This is a genomic window from Pseudomonas sp. P8_241 (assembly GCF_034008315.1).
Classification (GTDB): domain Bacteria; phylum Pseudomonadota; class Gammaproteobacteria; order Pseudomonadales; family Pseudomonadaceae; genus Aquipseudomonas.
The window spans coordinates 5,404,189-5,422,281 of record NZ_CP125377.1; the positions used below are offsets into that span (position 1 = coordinate 5,404,189).

14 protein-coding genes are annotated in these 18,093 nt (G+C 59.1%); 10 read left to right on the top strand and 4 right to left on the bottom strand.

Translation table 11 applies throughout. From position 1 onward, the window contains the following. Window positions 1-13 precede the first annotated feature (13 nt). The 4 genes from QMK58_RS24170 to QMK58_RS24185 form a co-directional block, all read right to left on the bottom strand. Window positions 14-862, bottom strand: a complete 849-nt coding sequence (locus QMK58_RS24170) for a cache domain-containing protein (RefSeq protein WP_053155212.1) — start codon at window positions 860-862, stop codon at window positions 14-16. 97 nt (window positions 863-959) lie between these two features. Continuing rightward, the gene (locus QMK58_RS24175; RefSeq protein WP_053155209.1) at window positions 960-1,832 is read right to left on the bottom strand and encodes an ATPase; all 873 of its coding nucleotides are present in this window, start codon (window positions 1,830-1,832) and stop codon (window positions 960-962) included. Between the two features lie 117 nt (window positions 1,833-1,949). Beyond that, a complete protein-coding gene (locus QMK58_RS24180; RefSeq protein WP_053155207.1) occupies window positions 1,950-2,942 on the bottom strand; it encodes an NAD-dependent epimerase/dehydratase family protein in 993 nt (330 codons plus the stop codon). A 54-nt stretch (window positions 2,943-2,996) separates the two neighbouring features. Then, complete coding sequence (locus tag QMK58_RS24185) at window positions 2,997-3,890, bottom strand: LysR family transcriptional regulator ArgP (protein WP_320395547.1); 894 nt, start codon at window positions 3,888-3,890, stop codon at window positions 2,997-2,999. A gap of 95 nt (window positions 3,891-3,985) precedes the next feature. Between QMK58_RS24185 and QMK58_RS24190 the strand changes: the two genes are divergently transcribed. The 10 genes from QMK58_RS24190 to QMK58_RS24235 all read left to right on the top strand — a co-directional run bounded on the left by QMK58_RS24190 (window position 3,986) and on the right by QMK58_RS24235 (window position 18,026). Further along, a complete protein-coding gene (locus tag QMK58_RS24190; protein ID WP_053155204.1) occupies window positions 3,986-4,387 on the top strand; it encodes an ACT domain-containing protein in 402 nt (133 codons plus the stop codon). A 6-nt stretch (window positions 4,388-4,393) separates the two neighbouring features. After that, complete coding sequence (locus QMK58_RS24195) at window positions 4,394-4,996, top strand: LysE/ArgO family amino acid transporter (protein ID WP_053155202.1); 603 nt, start codon at window positions 4,394-4,396, stop codon at window positions 4,994-4,996. 176 nt (window positions 4,997-5,172) lie between these two features. Next, window positions 5,173-5,769: a superoxide dismutase gene (locus QMK58_RS24200; protein WP_027619760.1), complete on the top strand. Its 597-nt coding sequence runs from the start codon at window positions 5,173-5,175 to the stop codon at window positions 5,767-5,769. Window positions 5,770-6,102: 333 nt separating this feature from the next. Next, window positions 6,103-8,154 (top strand): putative bifunctional diguanylate cyclase/phosphodiesterase, encoded by a 2,052-nt coding sequence (locus tag QMK58_RS24205; protein WP_053155199.1) that lies wholly within the window; start codon window positions 6,103-6,105, stop codon window positions 8,152-8,154. A gap of 242 nt (window positions 8,155-8,396) precedes the next feature. Next, window positions 8,397-9,752, top strand: a complete 1,356-nt coding sequence (locus QMK58_RS24210) for an imelysin family protein (protein WP_053156044.1) — start codon at window positions 8,397-8,399, stop codon at window positions 9,750-9,752. A gap of 237 nt (window positions 9,753-9,989) precedes the next feature. Next, on the top strand, window positions 9,990-11,417 hold the full coding sequence (locus QMK58_RS24215; RefSeq protein ID WP_053155196.1) for a di-heme oxidoredictase family protein: 1,428 nt from the start codon (window positions 9,990-9,992) through the stop codon (window positions 11,415-11,417). Window positions 11,418-11,444: 27 nt separating this feature from the next. Beyond that, complete coding sequence (locus tag QMK58_RS24220) at window positions 11,445-12,509, top strand: imelysin family protein (protein ID WP_053155194.1); 1,065 nt, start codon at window positions 11,445-11,447, stop codon at window positions 12,507-12,509. A 14-nt stretch (window positions 12,510-12,523) separates the two neighbouring features. Beyond that, window positions 12,524-13,624: a DUF1513 domain-containing protein gene (locus QMK58_RS24225; protein ID WP_053155192.1), complete on the top strand. Its 1,101-nt coding sequence runs from the start codon at window positions 12,524-12,526 to the stop codon at window positions 13,622-13,624. A gap of 201 nt (window positions 13,625-13,825) precedes the next feature. Continuing rightward, window positions 13,826-14,974: an efflux RND transporter periplasmic adaptor subunit gene (locus QMK58_RS24230; protein WP_053155190.1), complete on the top strand. Its 1,149-nt coding sequence runs from the start codon at window positions 13,826-13,828 to the stop codon at window positions 14,972-14,974. A 13-nt stretch (window positions 14,975-14,987) separates the two neighbouring features. Continuing rightward, window positions 14,988-18,026, top strand: coding sequence for a multidrug efflux RND transporter permease subunit (locus QMK58_RS24235; RefSeq protein WP_053155187.1), 3,039 nt, complete (start codon window positions 14,988-14,990; stop codon window positions 18,024-18,026). Window positions 18,027-18,093: the final 67 nt, after the last annotated feature.

Below are 18,093 nucleotides of genomic sequence, written 5' to 3' on the forward strand. Positions count from 1 at the left end.
GATCTTTTGACATTCAAGGGCTGTAATACCCGACAGCCACCAGGAAATGCCCGACCTTCTTCAGGTACGCATGCTTGTTCTCGACCTTGCCGGTCACCGGGTTTTTCCAGCGGTACTCGTAATCGCCGTAATCCTGCTTGGCCATCAGTGCCAGTATCGGCTCGCCGACCGGTTTGCCTTCCGGATCTTCGACCTTGTTGAAATCGGTGTTGATCAGCCGCAAGTTGGTCCCATGAGCCACATACCGTTGGGTATTGAGGTCGACGACAAACACATAAAGATCATCCTGCAGGTATCCACCCTTGAGGGAATTGATTGCCGTCAGGGTGCCTTTTTCGTCCTTGGCCAGATCGGTTGCCGCTTTGTTCAGCAAGGCCATGGCCTGCTCCGCTGACGCCCGTGGCAGGTAGTAACCGACCGCAAGAATCCGTTGCCCGATGCGCTGATAGTACACGTGCTTGCGCTCGACCTTGCCGTCCGCCCAGTTCTGCCAGTGATATTCCGCCTGCTGAATGCCATTGCCTTCCGGCACGTTCAGGGCGTCCTTGAAGGTTTTCTGCAAGTCCGGCCCGAGGGTTTCCGACACGTCCCGGCCGATCAACGCCGCGGACGGTCCGCCGCTGGCAAGCATCACGCCCTTGGTATCGAGCACGAAGACATAACGGTCCTTGTCGACAAATTCGCCCTGACGACTGAACGCCGCAAAAGCCTTGTCGCCATTCTCGTGATAATAGGCCAGGGCTTTTTCCAGCAAGGCGATGGCAGCCTTACTGTCTTCCTTCTCGGTACCGGCGGCTTGCGCCTGGCCCAGGCACAGCACAAGCATGCCGCACAGCCAGGTCAACTTTTGCAGAAACCCCATTACGCGTCCCTCGTTCCTGTTGGTGTTTCAAGAGCGTAGACGGCAATGGGGCATGCATGAGTATTCAGGTAATGGTTGTGACCAGCCTCTGTGCCAATTACTGCCGAGCGCGCAATTGCTGTTGCAGATTCTGGATCTGCGCCTGAAGGGTGTTGATATTGCGGGTCACCTGGCCACGGAACGCATCGAACTCGGCGGTGTTCCCACCTTGTGGGGCAGACGGGCGGTTGTCCTGCTGGCTTTTGAGTATCAGGATATCTTGCTCCAGTCGCTCGATGGCAGCACTCGGGTTGCCTTGCTTCTTCAGCGCGACGATATCGGCGCCCAGGCTCTTGAGTTGCGCATCGAACTTCTCGGTGTCCGCCGGAGCATTTTTCAGCGTGGTCAACTCGCTGCCCAGCGTTTTGACCTGCGCCTGCAATTGCGTGTTGGCGGTCTGTTGCTCGGTGTTCTGGGTCGTCATCTGCGCGAGGCGCTTATCCAGTTCGGCTGTCTGCGCACTCATCTGCGCCAGACGCTTGTCGAGATCCGAAGCCTGACCTGCAACACCTTGCTGCTGCGTGCTCTGCTCAAGCAGCCGGCTTTCCAGTTGTTTGATCTGCAGCTTCAGGGCTTCGCTGTCGGAGGTGACATTGGTCTGGCTGGCGACCACTTTGCCGGAAATGTCCTGCAAGCGTCCCGCCGCCTCCTCACTGATTCGCGCGAAACTTTCCTGGGTCGCTACCAGTTGCTGTTCCATCAGGGAAATCTGCTGAAAACTCCACCAGGCAAGACCTGCGAAAGCGAAGAATAACGCGCCGACCAACGCCCAGAGCGGGCCGGTGCTCGCGGCCTTGACCTTGACCACCGGTGCCGAGCGCGAGTGCACGACTGTGCGGGCAGTGGAGGGAAAATCATCGTCATCGAGAACGTTTGCACGCAGGCTCGGTACATCATCGAAGTCGTCGTTGGCATCGTTACGCATGGACATTGAATCAACCTTTGTGAAACAGATGATGGCTTTGTGCCGTGCATTATAACCCTCACGGCCGCATCCATTGACCCCGAACCCCGGTCCTCGGTTCAACAGGTGACCGGCAGCCCGTCGTCAGCGAATGTCTTGAGCCTTCCACCAACCGCAGAACTCATCCAGCGCCGTCCACAGGCTGACCCTCGGATCGTAATCCAGATAATGCCGGGCGCGGCTGATGTCCAGGGTGAAATTTTTGTTCATGACCTGCATGCCCAGCCGCGACAGCGTCGGCTCGGGCCGCCCCGGCCACAACTTGCACACGCCCTCGTTGAGCGCAGCCACCGAGTAGCCCAGGCTGTAGGAACGGTAACGCGTGACCTGCGGGACTTCCATCTGGCGCATGACGTAGTTGACCACGTCCCACAAAGGAATCGGCGTGCCGTTGCTGATGTTGTAGGCCTTGCCAAGGGCAGAACCGGTGGCCAGTAAACTGCTGAGCAACGCTTCGTTGAGGTTCTGGACGCTGGTGAAGTCGACCTTGTTCAGGCCATTGCCGATGATCGCCAGGCGGCCCTTGCGCTGCATCTTCAGCAGGCGCGGAAAAATGCTCATATCGCCGGCGCCGGTGACGAAACGCGGACGCAAAGCCAGGGTTTCGAGGCCGAACTCCTGAGCGCCGAAGACCTTTTGTTCGGCCAGGTATTTGGTCGCGGCATAGTGATGTTTGAAGCGCTTGGGCACCTGTTCTTCAGTCAGGCCCAGGTGGTCGCGTCCATCGAAATAGATCGACGGTGACGACAAGTGCACCAGTCGGCGAACTCGCTGCTTGAGGCAAGCTTCGACCACGTTTTCGGTGACCTGGACGTTACCCAGATGAAAATCCTGATAACGCCCCCACAAACCGACGGCTCCGGCGCAATGCACCACGGCCTCCACGTCCGAGCACAACTGGCGCGCCAGTTCCGGGTCGCTCAAATCACCCGGGACGAACTCGGCGCCACGGCGCACCAGATGTTCCACGCTCTCGGCCCGGCGACCGTTGACCCGTACGTCCAGGCCCTGCTCCAGGGCGAAACGCGCAAAGCGCCCGCCGATGAAGCCGCTTGCGCCGGTGACCAGAATTTTCATGTAGTGCTCCGAATATTTCGTTTTGCGTAGTACGTGAGGTCTTGACGCTGCCCGTCAGTCCAACGGCACCAGCCATTGCCTGGAAGCGCGCACCAATTGATCCGTGAGTAACCCCAGCAGTTGACCGCCGTTGCGCCAATGATGCCAGTACAGCGGCACATCAATCGGTTTATCTGGCAAAAGCTCCAGTAAAACGCCGCTTTCCAGTTGCTCGCGCACCTGTAATTCAGGGACCAGCCCCCAACCAAGACCGGCCTCGGTCAGGCGGATGAATCCTTCGGAAGACGGGCACAAATGGTGTTCAAATCCACCGTCCACGCCGAGAGAAGCGAGGTATCGATGTTGCAGGAAATCGTCCGGACCAAACACCAGTGCCGGAGTTCTGGCCAACTGATCGGCGCGAACGCCATCAGGAAAGTGCCGGGTAATAAAGGCCGGACTGGCCAGTGCGCGATAGCGCATGGCTCCCAACAGAACGCTGCGTGCCCCGGCCACAGGGCGCTCACTGGCACAGAGGCAGGCGGCCACTTCGCCGGCACGCATGCGCTTGAGGCCGACGGTCTGGTCCTCGACCACCAGATCCATCAAGACCTTTTGCTGCGCGCAAAACTCCCCCACGGCCTGCGCCCACCAGGTGGCCAGACTGTCGGCGTTCAAGGCTATCCGCAGGCGCTCCGGTAAACCCTGTTCATCGAGTGCCGGCACCAGGCTTTGCAAATCCCGCTCAAGCAACCGTACCTGTTGCACATGGTTGAGCAGCCGGCGACCGATTTCAGTCGGAGTTGGCGGCGTAGCGCGTACCAGCACCGGCTGGCCGACCCGAGCCTCCAGCAGTTTGATGCGCTGTGAAATCGCCGATTGAGACAATCCCAGCAATTGGGCTGCCCGTTCAAACCCGGCCTGCTCGACCACCGCAGCCAGCGCAGAAAGCAATTTATAGTCGAACATCAGTTTTCCTAATGAGCGATCAGTATGATTGGTTTTTCTTATACAGCGTTCACGGGGAGAATGCCCGACAAGAACTCTTTAACAAGGATCATCCCATGGCTGGCGAAACTTCATTGGCAACGCTGCTGCGCAGCATGAGCCCGCAACTCAATGCCGGCGAATACGTGTTCTGTACCCTGCGTGACGGGAAATTGCCTACCGGTCTGGAAATCATCGGCAGCTTTCGCGAAACGGAAGGTCTGACCGTTATTCTGGAACGCTCCCACGCCGAACAGGCCGGATTCAGCTTCGACTACATCGCTGCCTGGATCACCCTAAATGTGCACTCGGCCCTCGAAGCCGTCGGTCTTACGGCGGCGTTCGCCACTGCACTGGGCAAGGCCAACATCAGCTGCAACGTAATCGCCGGCTACTACCACGATCATTTGTTCGTCGGCCAGGCCGATGCCGAGCGCGCCGTGCAGGTACTGCGGGATCTGGCGTCCAACGGGGAGTAAAACGCTATGTGGCAAAGTTATGTAAACGGCCTGTTGGTGGCCTTTGGCCTGATCATGGCGATCGGTACGCAGAATGCATTTGTGCTGGCGCAAAGCCTCAGGCGTGAACATCACCTGCCGGTCGCAGCGCTTTGCGTGGCCTGCGATGCCCTGCTCGTGGCTGCCGGCGTGTTCGGTCTGGCGACGGTGCTGGCGCAGAACCCGACGTTGCTGGCGATTGCCCGCTGGGGTGGCGCAGCCTTTCTGATCTGGTACGGCAGCCAGGCCCTGCGTCGGGCCTTCTCGAAACAAAGCCTGCAACAGGGCGAAAATCAAACCGTGCGTTCATTGCGAGCGGTCATGTTGAGTGCCTTGGCGGTGACATTGCTTAACCCGCATGTCTATCTGGACACCGTACTGCTGATCGGCTCCCTGGGAGCGCAACAAACCGAGCCTGGTGCCTACGTAATGGGCGCGGCCAGTGCGTCTTTGCTGTGGTTTTTCACCCTGGCGCTCGGTGCAGCCTGGCTGGCTCCCTGGCTCGCCCGTCCGAGTACCTGGCGAATTCTTGACCTATTGGTCGCGGTGATGATGTTCGCAGTAGCATTGCAGCTGATCAGTGCCGGGTGAGTTATTCCAAACTGCTCTGGAACCTCTATTCCACACAGTTGTTGCGTGGTTATGCCGCCCCCCCGGTGCTATGATCCGACACCTGCGCCGCAAAGAGTACAAACTCCCCGGCGCTTGTCTGGCCGCCCGTGATCGGCCTTGCGCTCACCGCACCTGACCTGATTAGGAGATTCACCATGGCTTTCGAATTGCCGCCACTGCCTTACGCACACGATGCCCTGCAGCCGCACATTTCCAAAGAAACTCTGGAATTTCACCACGACAAGCACCACAACACCTACGTCGTGAACCTGAACAACCTGGTGCCTGGCACCGAGTTCGAAGGCAAGACCCTGGAAGAAATCGTCAAGACTTCCTCGGGCGGTATCTTCAACAACGCCGCTCAGGTCTGGAACCACACTTTCTACTGGAACTGCCTGGCGCCAAACGCCGGCGGTCAACCAACCGGCGCACTGGCTGAAGCCATTAACGCGGCTTTCGGTTCGTTCGACAAGTTCAAGGAAGAATTCAGCAAGACGTCCATCGGCACCTTCGGTTCCGGCTGGGGCTGGCTGGTGAAAAAGGCGGACGGTTCCCTGGCCCTGGCCAGCACCATCGGCGCCGGCAACCCGCTGACCAACGGCGACACTCCGCTGCTGACCTGCGACGTCTGGGAACACGCTTACTACATCGACTACCGCAACGTTCGTCCAAAGTATGTCGAAGCGTTCTGGAACCTGGTCAACTGGAAGTTCGTGGCTGAGCAGTTCGAAGGCAAAACCTTCACCGCTTAAGCTCGATGCCAGTCAAAAAACCCGGCTTTCATGCCGGGTTTTTTTTCGCCATATACAAGGTAATTTTTCCGACAATGAAACAGGCGCCATCGCCCTTGCCCCTGCGCCACAGACGTCTAACATCAAACGCATGGAAAATATCTATACCCGCCCCTCAAGTTGAAGGACTCGACAACCGACACAGTGCTAATTCGCCAGATATTTCAAATAACTGCAAATCGGCCAAGCTGCAGGCAAAATCTCCCAAGGATGATTGTCCCTTTGACTGACATCACGGGATTGCCAATACTCATGGCAACTTGATGCTATCTGCACGGAACAAGGAATAACCCTTTGAAGCTGGAACTCAAGAACAGCTTGTCGGTGAAGTTGCTCCGGGTCGTGCTCCTGTCGGCATTGATCGTCGGTGTGGTCTTGAGCTGCGCGCAGATTGTTTTCGACGCCTATAAAACCCGTCAGGCCGTCGCCGACGATGCCGGGCGCATCCTCGACATGTTTCGCGATCCCTCGACCCAGGCTGTCTACAGCCTGGATCGGGAAATGGGCATGCAGGTGATCGAAGGTTTGTTTCAGGACGATGCAGTGCGCCAGGCCTCCATCGGCCATCCCAACGAAGCCATGCTTGCGCAGAAGTCTCGCGAGTTGCAGCAATCCAACAGTCGCTGGCTGACCGACCTGATCCTCGGCAAGGAACGCACGTTCACCACCCAATTGGTGGGACGCGGCCCCTACAGCGAATATTACGGCGACCTGAGCATCACACTCGATACCGCCACCTATGGCCAAGGGTTCATTGTCAGTTCAGTGATCATCTTTATCTCCGGTGTGTTGCGAGCCCTGGCAATGGGACTGGTACTGTATCTGGTCTACCACTGGCTGTTGACCAAACCGCTGTCGCGAATCATCGAGCACCTGACGGAAATCAACCCGGACCGCCCCAGCGAACACAAGATTCCTCTGCTCAAGGGACACGAGAAAAACGAACTGGGCATCTGGATCAACACCGCCAACCAATTGCTCGAATCCATCGAACGCAACACCCATCTGCGCCACGAAGCGGAAAACAGCCTGCTGCGCATGGCCCAGTACGACTTCCTCACCGGCCTGCCCAACCGCCAGCAATTGCAAACGCAACTGGACAAGATCCTCATCGACGCCGGCAAGCTGCAGCGACGGGTCGCAGTGCTGTGTGTCGGGCTCGATGACTTCAAGGGCATCAACGAGCAATTCAGCTACCAGACCGGTGACCAGTTGTTGCTGGCCCTCGCCGATCGGCTGCGAGGCCACAGCGGGCGTCTCGGCGCCCTCGCTCGTCTCGGGGGCGATCAGTTCGCGCTGGTGCAGGCCGATATCGAACAGCCTTATGAAGCCGCCGAACTGGCGCAAAGCATCCTTGATGACCTCGAAGCGGCGTTCGCCCTCGATCACCAGGAGATCCGCCTGCGCGCCACCATCGGCATCACACTGTTCCCGGAGGACGGCGACAGCACCGAGAAGCTGTTGCAAAAAGCCGAGCAGACCATGACCCTGGCCAAGACTCGCTCGCGCAACCGTTATCAGTTCTATATCGCCAGTGTCGACACTGAGATGCGTCGCCGGCGCGAGCTGGAAAAAGACCTGCGTGATGCACTGACCCGCAACCAGTTTTATCTCGTCTACCAACCGCAGATCAGTTATCGCGATCACCGCGTGGTCGGTGTCGAGGCATTGATTCGCTGGCAGCATCCCGACCACGGGCTGGTCCCGCCGGACCAGTTCATCCCGCTGGCGGAGCAGAACGGCACCATCATTGCCATCGGCGAATGGGTGCTGGATCAGGCGTGCAGGCAATTGCGCGAATGGCATGACCAGGGCTTCAGCGACCTGCGCATGGCCGTGAATCTGTCGACCGTGCAGTTGCATCACGCCGAATTGCCACGGGTGGTCAACAACCTGATGCAGATGTACCGCCTGCCACCGCGCAGCCTCGAACTCGAAGTCACCGAAACCGGCCTGATGGAAGACATCAGCACCGCGGCCCAGCATTTGCTCAGCCTGCGCCGCTCCGGCGCACTGATTGCCATCGACGACTTCGGCACCGGCTATTCGTCATTGAGCTATCTGAAAAGCCTGCCGCTGGACAAGATCAAGATCGACAAGAGCTTCGTGCAGGACCTGCTCGATGACGACGACGATGCGACCATCGTTCGCGCCATCATCCAGTTGGGCAAGAGCCTGGGCATGCAGGTAATTGCAGAAGGCGTGGAAACCGCCGAGCAAGAGGCCTACATCATCTCTGAGGGCTGTCACGAAGGTCAGGGCTACTTTTACAGTAAACCCCTGCAGTCTCGGGAATTGAGCGCTTACTTGAAGCAGGCCCAGCGCACCAACGCCGCTATCTTGTGACCCCCTGTAGGAGCGAGCTTGCTCGCGATGGTCGTGAATGATGACGCGTTTGGCCTGAAAAAACGCGCTGTCCCCACGTTCATCGCGAGCAAGCTTGCTCTTACAGAGTGAGCGTGCACCCCCATGAATAAGAAATATTTCCACCTACAACCCTTTACACATAATGCGAAAGATTTGCATTATGTCGCAGTTTTGCGCGCTGTCAGCGCCCTACCACCCCTTATCGAAGCAGGATGTTCGCCATGATTCGTATGCCTCTGGCTACCGCCAGTCTGTTGGCCATCGCTATTTCCCTCGCCGGTTGCGGTGAAGGCAAAGACAAAGAAAAAGCCGCCACTCCTGCGCCGGCTGCCAGCACTGCTGCTGCCCCGGCTGCTCCAGCCGCTGCACCTGCCGCGGCCGGTAAAGTCGACGAAGCCGCCGGCAAGGCCGTTGTCGCGCATTACGCCGACATCGTCTTCGCCGTCTACAGCGATGCCGAATCCACTGCGAAGACCCTGCAAACCGCCATCGACGCCTTCCTCGCCAAGCCGAACGCCGACACCCTGAAAGCCGCCAAGGCTGCCTGGATCGCGGCGCGCGTTCCTTACCTGCAAAGTGAAGTGTTCCGCTTCGGCAACACCATCATCGACGACTGGGAAGGTCAGCTGAACGCCTGGCCGCTGGACGAAGGCCTGATCGACTATGTCGACAAGTCCTATGAACATGCCTTGGGTAACCCTGGCGCTACCGCCAATATCATCGCCAACACGCAAATCCAGGTCGGCGAAGACAAGGTTGACGTGAAGGACATCACCCCGGAAAAACTCGCCAGCCTGAACGAGCTGGGCGGTTCCGAGGCCAACGTTGCCACTGGCTACCACGCCATCGAATTCCTGCTTTGGGGCCAGGACCTGAACGGCACCGGCCCAGGCGCTGGCAACCGTCCGGCTTCCGACTACCTTGAAGGCAAAGGCGCCACCGGCGGTCATAACGATCGTCGTCGCGCTTACCTGAAGTCGGTTACTCAGTTGCTGGTCAGCGATCTGGAAGAAATGGTCGGCAACTGGAAGCCGAACGTGGCTGACAACTACCGCGCCACCCTGGAAGCCGAACCTGTTGAAACCGGCCTGCGCAAGATGCTGTTCGGCATGGGCAGCCTGTCCCTGGGCGAACTGGCGGGCGAGCGCATGAAGGTTTCCCTGGAGGCCAACTCCCCTGAAGACGAACACGACTGCTTCAGCGATAACACCCACAACTCGCAGTTCTACGATGCCAAAGGCATTCGTAACGTGTACTTGGGTGAGTACACCCGCGTCGACGGTACCAAAATGACCGGCGCCAGCCTTTCCTCCCTGGTGGCCAAGGCCGATCCGGCTGCCGACACCGCGCTCAAAGCCGACCTCGCGGCGACCGAAGCGAAGATGCAAGTGATCGTCGACCATGCCAACAAGGGTGAGCACTACGACCAACTGATCGCCGCCGGCAACACCGCTGGCAACCAGATCGTTCGCGACGCTATCGCTTCCCTGGTCAAGCAGACCGGTTCGATCGAAGCCGCTGCGGGCAAGCTGGGCATCAGCGACCTGAACCCGGACAACGCTGATCACGAATTCTGATCAACGCTGGCTGGATAAAAAGGCGACCTTCGGGTCGCCTTTTTATTGTCCGGAACACCGCTAATCCTGTAGGAGCTGCCGAGAGAAACGAGGCTGCGATCTTTTCAAAGGCAAGATCAACAGATCGCAACCTGCGCCACCGCCTACTAATCCAAGCAAACGATAATTCCTCTTATTCAAATTCCCCTGCCCTGTTAGACTTTGCGCCCTTGTTTTGCTCGTCTTGCAGGATGTCTGATGCCCTCGCTGCTTCTTCGCTTGTCCGCACTGTTTCTGGCCCTGGGCCTGAGTGCCTGCGATGACGCCCCGAAATTCACCCAGGCCGAACCCGGTGAAGCCCGCTCCGGGGGCAGTGCGACCGTGCGCAAGACAGACCAGAACTCATTTTCCCTGCCTTCTGCCAATCTGCCGCCGTCACGGCGTGTGGATTTCAGCGTCGGCAACAGTTTCTTCCGCAACCCCTGGGTGATCGCCCCGTCGACCACCACTGCTCGCGATGGCCTCGGCCCGCTGTTCAACACCAACGCCTGCCAGGGTTGCCACATCAAGGATGGCCGCGGTCATCCACCCGAGGCCGGCGCACAGAACGCTGTGTCGATGCTGGTGCGCCTGTCGATCCCCGATGCGCCAGCCTACGCCAATGTCATCGAACAACTTGGGGTCGTCCCCGAACCCGTTTACGGCGGCCAGTTTCAGGACATGGCCGTACCTGGGGTGGCCCCGGAAGGCAAAGTGCGGGTTGACTACACCCCCGTGCCAATTCGCTTCAAGGACGGCACCGAGATCGAATTGCGCAAGCCGAACTTGAACATCACCCGGTTGAATTATGGACCGATGCACCCCGACACCCGCTTCTCGGCGCGGGTCGCCCCCCCGATGATCGGCCTGGGCCTGCTCGAAGCGATCCCCGAAGAAGCGATCCTGGCCAACGCCGAAGCTCAGGCAAAGGCCAAAAACGGCATCGCCGGACGTCCGAACCGGGTCTGGGACGACGAACAGAAGAAAACCGTTCTCGGACGATTCGGCTGGAAAGCCGGGCAACCCAATCTCAATCAACAAAATGTTCACGCGTTTTCTGGTGATATGGGCCTCACGACCAGCCTGAGACCCTTTGATGACTGCACCGACGCGCAAATCGCCTGCACGCAGGCACCCAATGGCAACGGTCCCGATGGCGAGCCGGAAGTCAGTGACAACATCCTGCGCCTGGTGCTGTTCTACAGTCGTAATCTCGCCGTACCGGCCCGTCGCGACGTCAATGCACCCGAAGTCCTGGCCGGCAAGACCCTGTTTTATCAGGCCGGTTGCCAGACCTGTCATACACCGAAATACACCACCGCCGCCAACGCCGCCGAACCTGAACTGGCCAATCAAGTGATTCGCCCCTACAGCGATCTGCTGCTGCACGACATGGGCGACGGCCTGGCCGACAACCGAACCGAATTCCAGGCCAGCGGCCGCGACTGGCGCACGCCGCCGTTGTGGGGCATCGGCCTGACGCAGGCGGTTAGCGGCCACACTCAGTTCCTGCACGACGGCCGCGCCCGTAACCTGCTCGAAGCCGTGCTCTGGCATGGCGGTGAAGCGGCAGCGGCGCAGCAACAGGTTTTGTCTTTCGATGCCGGGCAACGCGCGGCGTTGCTGGCGTTTTTGAATTCCCTTTAACACGCACTTATTCAGCGGGAGCCCGACATGTTCCGTCCCAAACTGCTTTTCACCAGTCTTGCCGCACTCGCTCTGGGTGCCTGCTCGCCCCAGGACCCGCAAGCGGTCACTTCGGCAGCCATCGCCAAATCGGTGATCCTGCCGACCTACACCCGCTGGGTCGAGGCTGACCGCCAACTGGCCGTCAGCGCCCTCGCCTATTGTGAAGGCAAGGAAACCCTGGACACTGCCCGCGCCGATTTCCTGCACGCGCAAAAAGCCTGGGCCGAGCTGCAACCGCTGCTGATCGGGCCGCTGGCCGAAGGCAACCGCGCATGGCAAGTGCAGTTCTGGCCAGACAAGAAAAACCTCGTCGGCCGTCAGGTCGAACAACTGGTCACCGCGCAACCGCAGATCGATGCGGCGACGCTGGCAAAATCCAGCGTCGTGGTACAGGGCCTCTCGGCCTATGAATACATCCTGTTCGACAGCAAGCCTGATGTGGCCAACGCCGAACAGAAAGCCAGGTACTGCCCACTGTTGATCGCCATTGGCGAGCGTCAGAAGCAATTGGCCGAAGAAATTCTGAAAAGCTGGAACAACACCGACGGCATGCTCGCGCAAATGAGCAAATTTCCGAACCAGCGCTACGCCGATTCTCACGAAGCCATCGCCGATCTGCTGCGCGTGCAAGTCACCGCACTCGACACCCTGAAGAAAAAACTGGGCACCCCGATGGGTCGCCAGACCAAAGGCGTTCCACAGCCGTTCCAGGCTGATGCCTGGCGCAGCCAATCGTCCCTGGCAGGTCTCGAAGCCAGCCTTGCGGCGGCCAAAACAGTCTGGGAAGGTGTGGACAACAAGGGTCTGCGCAACTTGCTGCCGAGCGAGCAGAAGCCGTTGGCCGACAAGATCGACGCCGCCTACGACGCCGCGCTGAAACAGTTCGCCGGCAACAAGCGCTCGCTGACCGACATGCTCAATGACGAGGCCGGTCGCCAACAGCTCAATGAACTCTACGACAGCCTCAACGTCGTCCACCGCCTGCACGAGGGCGAACTGGCCAAGGCGCTGGGCATCCAACTGGGCTTCAACGCCAACGACGGTGACTGATGAGGGCGACTTCCATGCTGCGACGCCAGGCTCTGACATTAGGTAGTTTGCTGCTGGGCGCAGTGACGCTGGGCGGCTGGAAGCTGTTCAGGCAAAAGGACCAAAGCCCGCTGCTGCTTTCAGCGCGGGACGATACCGACGGCAAGCATTACGCCGTGGGTTATCGGCTGGATGGCACTCAGGTGTTTGCCACCCAGGTCGGCCAGCGTTGCCACGACATCATTAACCACCCGGCGCTGCCGATCGCGCTCTTTGTCGCCCGTCGCCCGGGCACCGAGAGTTACCTGGTCGACCTGCGCGATGGCACGCTGCTGCAAACCGTGACCTCGCAACCGAACCGGCACTTCTACGGTCATGCGGTGATTCACCAAAGCGGCGACTGGCTCTATGCCACCGAAAACGACACCTCCGATCCGGGTCGCGGCCTGCTCGGTGTGTACAAATTCGAAGGCGAACGGTTGGTGCACAGCGGCGAGATTTCCACCCATGGCATCGGCCCGCATCAGGTGTCGTGGATGCCCGACGGCGAAACCCTGGTCGTGGCCAACGGCGGGATTCGCACCGAGGCCGAAAGCCGGGTCGAGATGAACCTCAACGCCATGGAGCCCAGCCTGGTCCTGATGCAACGGGACGGCACTCTGCTGAGCAAGGAAACCCTCGCCCAGCAGATGAACAGCGTGCGCCACCTGGGTATTGCCAGCGACGGCACCATCGTCGCCGGACAACAATTCATGGGCGCGGCGCACGAATCGTCGGAATTGTTGGCGATCAAGCGTCCCGGTCAACCGTTCGTGGCGTTCCCAGTGCCCGAACACCAGTTGCAGGCCATGGGGCACTACACCGCCAGCGTCGCTGTGCACAGTGACTTGCGCCTGGTGGCATTGACCGCACCACGGAGCAACCGCTTTTTCATCTGGGATCTGGACAGCGCAGAAGTGCGCCTGGATGCGCCGCTTCCCGATTGCGCCGGGGTTGGCGCGGTGGCCGACGGCTTTGTCGTTTCCTCGGGCCAAGGGCGTTGCCGCTACTACGATTGTCGTCAGGAAAACCTCGTTGCGAAACCGCTGGAACTGCCGGCAGGGCTCTGGGACAACCATCTTCACCTGATGGCATGAAACGCCAAAAGATCGCAGCCTTCGGCAGCTCCTACATTGGAATGATGTGCATTTTGTAGGAGCTGGCGAAGGCTGCGATCTTTTCGCAATTGTATCTCTCTAAAATCTCATACCCTGTAAAAACTGGCAGTTGGTTTCCCCCTCCCAGTCGCGGTAATGTGCCCCACTGTCTCACCTGATTTTCTCCAAGGAACTGGAAATATGCTGCGTCGCCGCATGCTGATCATGTTGGGTGTTGTTCTGCTGATCGTGCTGGTCCTGGCCGCCTATAAAGCCTTCTCCATTTACACGATGATCCAAGGCTTCTCCGCGCCGAAACCACCAATCAGTGTCGCCGTCGCCACGGCTACCGAACGACCGTGGCAAGCCCGGCTGCCCACGGTTGGAACCCTGAAGGCGCTGCAAGGTGTCGACCTGAGCCTGGAAACCGACGGCACCGTGATTGATGTGCAATTCGAGTCAGGGCAAAAGGTCAAGTCCGGCCAACCCATCGTCCAGCTCGACAGCAAAGTGGAAAGCGCCTTGCTTGAAACCGCCCTGGCCGACCTTGGACTGGCCCAGGTTGACTACAACCGCGGCAGTCAGCTGGTGGGTAGTCAGGCCATTTCCAAAGGTGAGTTCGACCGACTCTCGGCGGTCTACAAAAAGAGCAAGGCCACGGTCAATCAACTCAGGGCCGCTCTCGGCAAAAAAAGCATTCTCGCGCCTTTCAGCGGCACGATCGGCATTCGCCAGGTGGACGTCGGCGACTACGTGGCCAGCGGCACCATGATTGCCACGCTGCAAGACCTCAGCAGCCTGTACGTCGACTTTTTCGTACCTGAACAGTCAGTACCAAAGATTGCCGTGGGGCAAGCGGTGCAGATCATCGTCGCGTCCTATCCGACGCAGGTGTTCCCCGGCACCATCAGCGCGATCAACCCGAAAGTCGAGAACAGCACCCGCAACGTGCAAGTCCGTGCGACCCTGGCCAACCCGGATGGCAAATTATTGCCGGGAATGTTTGCCAGCTTGCAGGTGCTGCTGCCCGACCCGCAGCCCCGCATCGTCGTCCCGGAAAGCGCCATCGCCTATACGCTTTATGGCAACTCGGTGTATGTCGCCGCTCAGAAAAAGGCCGAAGACGGCAGTCTGGAAAAAGACGACAAGGGCCAGCCCGTGCTGATCGCCGAACGGCGATTTGTCGAAACCGGCGAACGCCGTGACGGCCAGGTGATGATCACCAAAGGCGTGCAGAACGGCGAAAAAGTGGTCACGGCCGGCCAGATCAAACTGGACAACGGCGCGCACATTGCCATCAGCGACGACAAGACTCTAGGCGAGAAGAACAGCCCGCCCCGCGCGGACTGATCAAGGAATCCCCATGGCTTTTACCGACCCGTTCATCCGCCGTCCGGTTCTCGCAACCGTGGTCAGCCTGCTGATTGTGCTGCTGGGCTTTCAAGCCTGGAGCAAGCTGCCGTTGCGACAGTACCCACAGATGGAAAACGCCCTGATCACGGTGACCACTGCCTACCCCGGGGCGAACGCCGAAACCATCCAGGGCTACATCACTCAACCGATGCAACAGAGCCTGGCAAGCGCCGAAGGCATCGACTACATGACCTCGGTCAGTCGGCAAAACTTCTCGGTGATCTCGATCTATGCGCGCATTGGCGCCAACAGCGACCGCCTGTTCACTGAACTGCTGGCCAAGGCCAACGAGGTCAAAAACCAGCTGCCCCAGGACGCCGAAGACCCGGTTCTGAGCAAAGAAGCGGCTGATGCCTCGGCGCTGATGTACATCAGCTTCTTCAGCAAGGAACTGAGCAACCCGCAGATTACCGACTACCTGTCGCGGGTCATCCAACCGAAACTGGCGACCCTGCCCGGCATGGCCGAAGCCGAGATTCTCGGCAATCAGGTGTTTGCCATGCGATTGTGGCTGGACCCGGTGAAACTGGCGGGATTCGGCCTGAGTGCCAGCGACGTGACCAACGCCGTGCGCCAATACAACTTCCTTTCCGCCGCCGGCGAAGTGAAAGGCCAGTATGTGGTCACCAGCATCAACGCCAATACCGAGCTCAAGTCCGCTGAAGCCTTCGGCGCGATTGCGCTCAAGGTCGATGGCGACAGTCGTGTACTGCTGCGCGATGTGGCACGGGTGGAAATGGGTGCAGAAAACTACGACACCATCAGCTCCTTTGGTGGCACCCCCTCGGTGTACATCGGGATCAAGGCCACGCCCGGCGCCAACCCGCTGGAAGTGATCAAGGAAGTGCGCAAGATCATGCCGGACCTTGAGGCGCAATTACCACCCAACCTCAAGGGAGAAATCGCCTACGACGCCACCCTGTTCATTCAGGCTTCGATCGACGAAGTGGTGAAAACCCTGTTTGAAGCGGTACTGATTGTGATCGTGGTGGTGTTCCTGTTCCTCGGAGCTCTGCGCTCGGTGGTGATCCCGGTCGTGACCATCCCGCTGTCGATGATCGGTGTGATGTTCTTCATGCAGATGATGGGCTACTCGATCAACCTGCTGACCCTGCTGGCAATGGTGTTGGCCATTGGTCTGGTGGTGGACGACGCCATCGTGGTGGTGGAAAACATCCACCGTCATATTGAGGAAGGCAAGACACCGCTGGATGCAGCCATCGAGGGTGCCCGGGAAATCGCCATGCCGGTGGTCTCGATGACCATCACCCTGGCGGCGGTATATGCGCCCATTGGCTTTCTGACCGGTCTCACCGGGGCACTGTTCAAGGAGTTCGCCCTGACCCTGGCGGGAGCGGTGGTGATCTCCGGCATTGTCGCGCTGACCCTGTCGCCGATGATGTGCGCCCTGCTGCTGCGCCACGATGAAAACCCCAGCGGGCTGGCCCATCGCCTGGACCGGATTTTTGAAGGTCTCAAGCGCCGCTATCAGAGCATGTTGCACGGCACCCTCAACACTCGGCCGGTGGTGCTGGTGTTTGCCGTCATCGTGCTGTGCCTGATTCCGGTATTGCTCAAGTTCACCAAGTCGGAACTCGCGCCGGATGAGGATCAGGGCATCATTTTCATGCTGGCCAATGCCCCCCAACCGACCAACCTCGACTACCTGAACACTTACACCGACGAATTCATCAACATCTTCAAATCGTTTCCCGAGTATTACTCGTCGTTCCAGATCAATGGCTTCAACGGTGTGCAGTCCGGGATTGGCGGCTTCCTGCTCAAGCCGTGGAATGATCGCAGTCGCACGCAAATGGCGATCCTTCCGGAGGTCCAGGCCAAACTCGAGAGCATTCCGGGCCTGCAGATTTTCGGGTTCAACCTGCCCTCCCTGCCGGGCACCGGCGAAGGGTTGCCCTTCCAGTTCGTCATCAACTCCGCCAACGATTACGAATTGCTGCTACAGGTGGTCGACCGGGTGAAGAAACGCGCGATGGAATCCGGCAAGTTTGCGTTCGTCGACGTCGACCTGGCGTTCGACAAGCCTGAAGTGGTGGTAGACATAGACCGCGCCAAGGCTGCGCAAATGGGGGTATCGATGCAGGACCTGGGAGGGACGCTCGCGACGTTACTCGGTGAAGCCGAAATCAACCGTTTCACCATTGAAGGTCGCAGCTACAAAGTCATCGCCCAGGTCGAACGCCCTTTCCGCGATAACCCGCAATGGTTGAACAACTACTACGTCAAAAACACCACTGGCGAGCTACTGTCCTTGTCTACCCTGATTACCGTGACCGACCGCGCACGTCCAAGGCAGTTGAATCAGTTTCAGCAACTCAACTCTGCCATCCTGTCTGGCGTGCCACTGGTGAGCATGGGGGAAGCCATTGACACCGTGCACCAGATCGCCAGCGAAGAAGCACCCGCAGGCTTTGCCTTCGATTATGCCGGCGCATCGAGGCAATACGTTCAGGAAGGTAGCGCCTTGTGGGTCACGTTTGGCCTGGCACTGGCGATCATCTTCCTGGTGCTGGCCGCGCAGTTCGAAAGCTTCCGCGACCCATTGGTCATCCTGGTCACCGTACCTCTGTCAATTTGCGGCGCGTTGATTCCGCTTTTCCTGGGCTGGTCGAGCATGAACATCTATACCCAGGTCGGACTGGTGACGTTGATAGGCCTGATCAGCAAGCACGGGATCCTGATCGTCGAGTTTGCAAACCAACTGCGCAAGGACAAGGGGTTGACTGCACGGGAAGCGGTGGAGGAAGCCGCCGCCATTCGTCTGCGTCCGGTATTGATGACCACCGCGGCGATGGTGTTCGGCATGGTGCCGTTGATCATCGCCACGGGTGCGGGTGCGGTCAGTCGGTTCGACATTGGCACAGTGATCGCCACGGGCATGTCGATCGGCACGTTGTTCACCCTGTTTGTGTTGCCGTGCGTGTACACGTTGTTGGCAAAACCCGACAAGGCTGTGGTCCAGCCTTAAAACTTGCTCGCGTTGGCGTGTCAGTGACAGCAATGGGGCTGGTACACCATCCGAGCCAACTTCTATA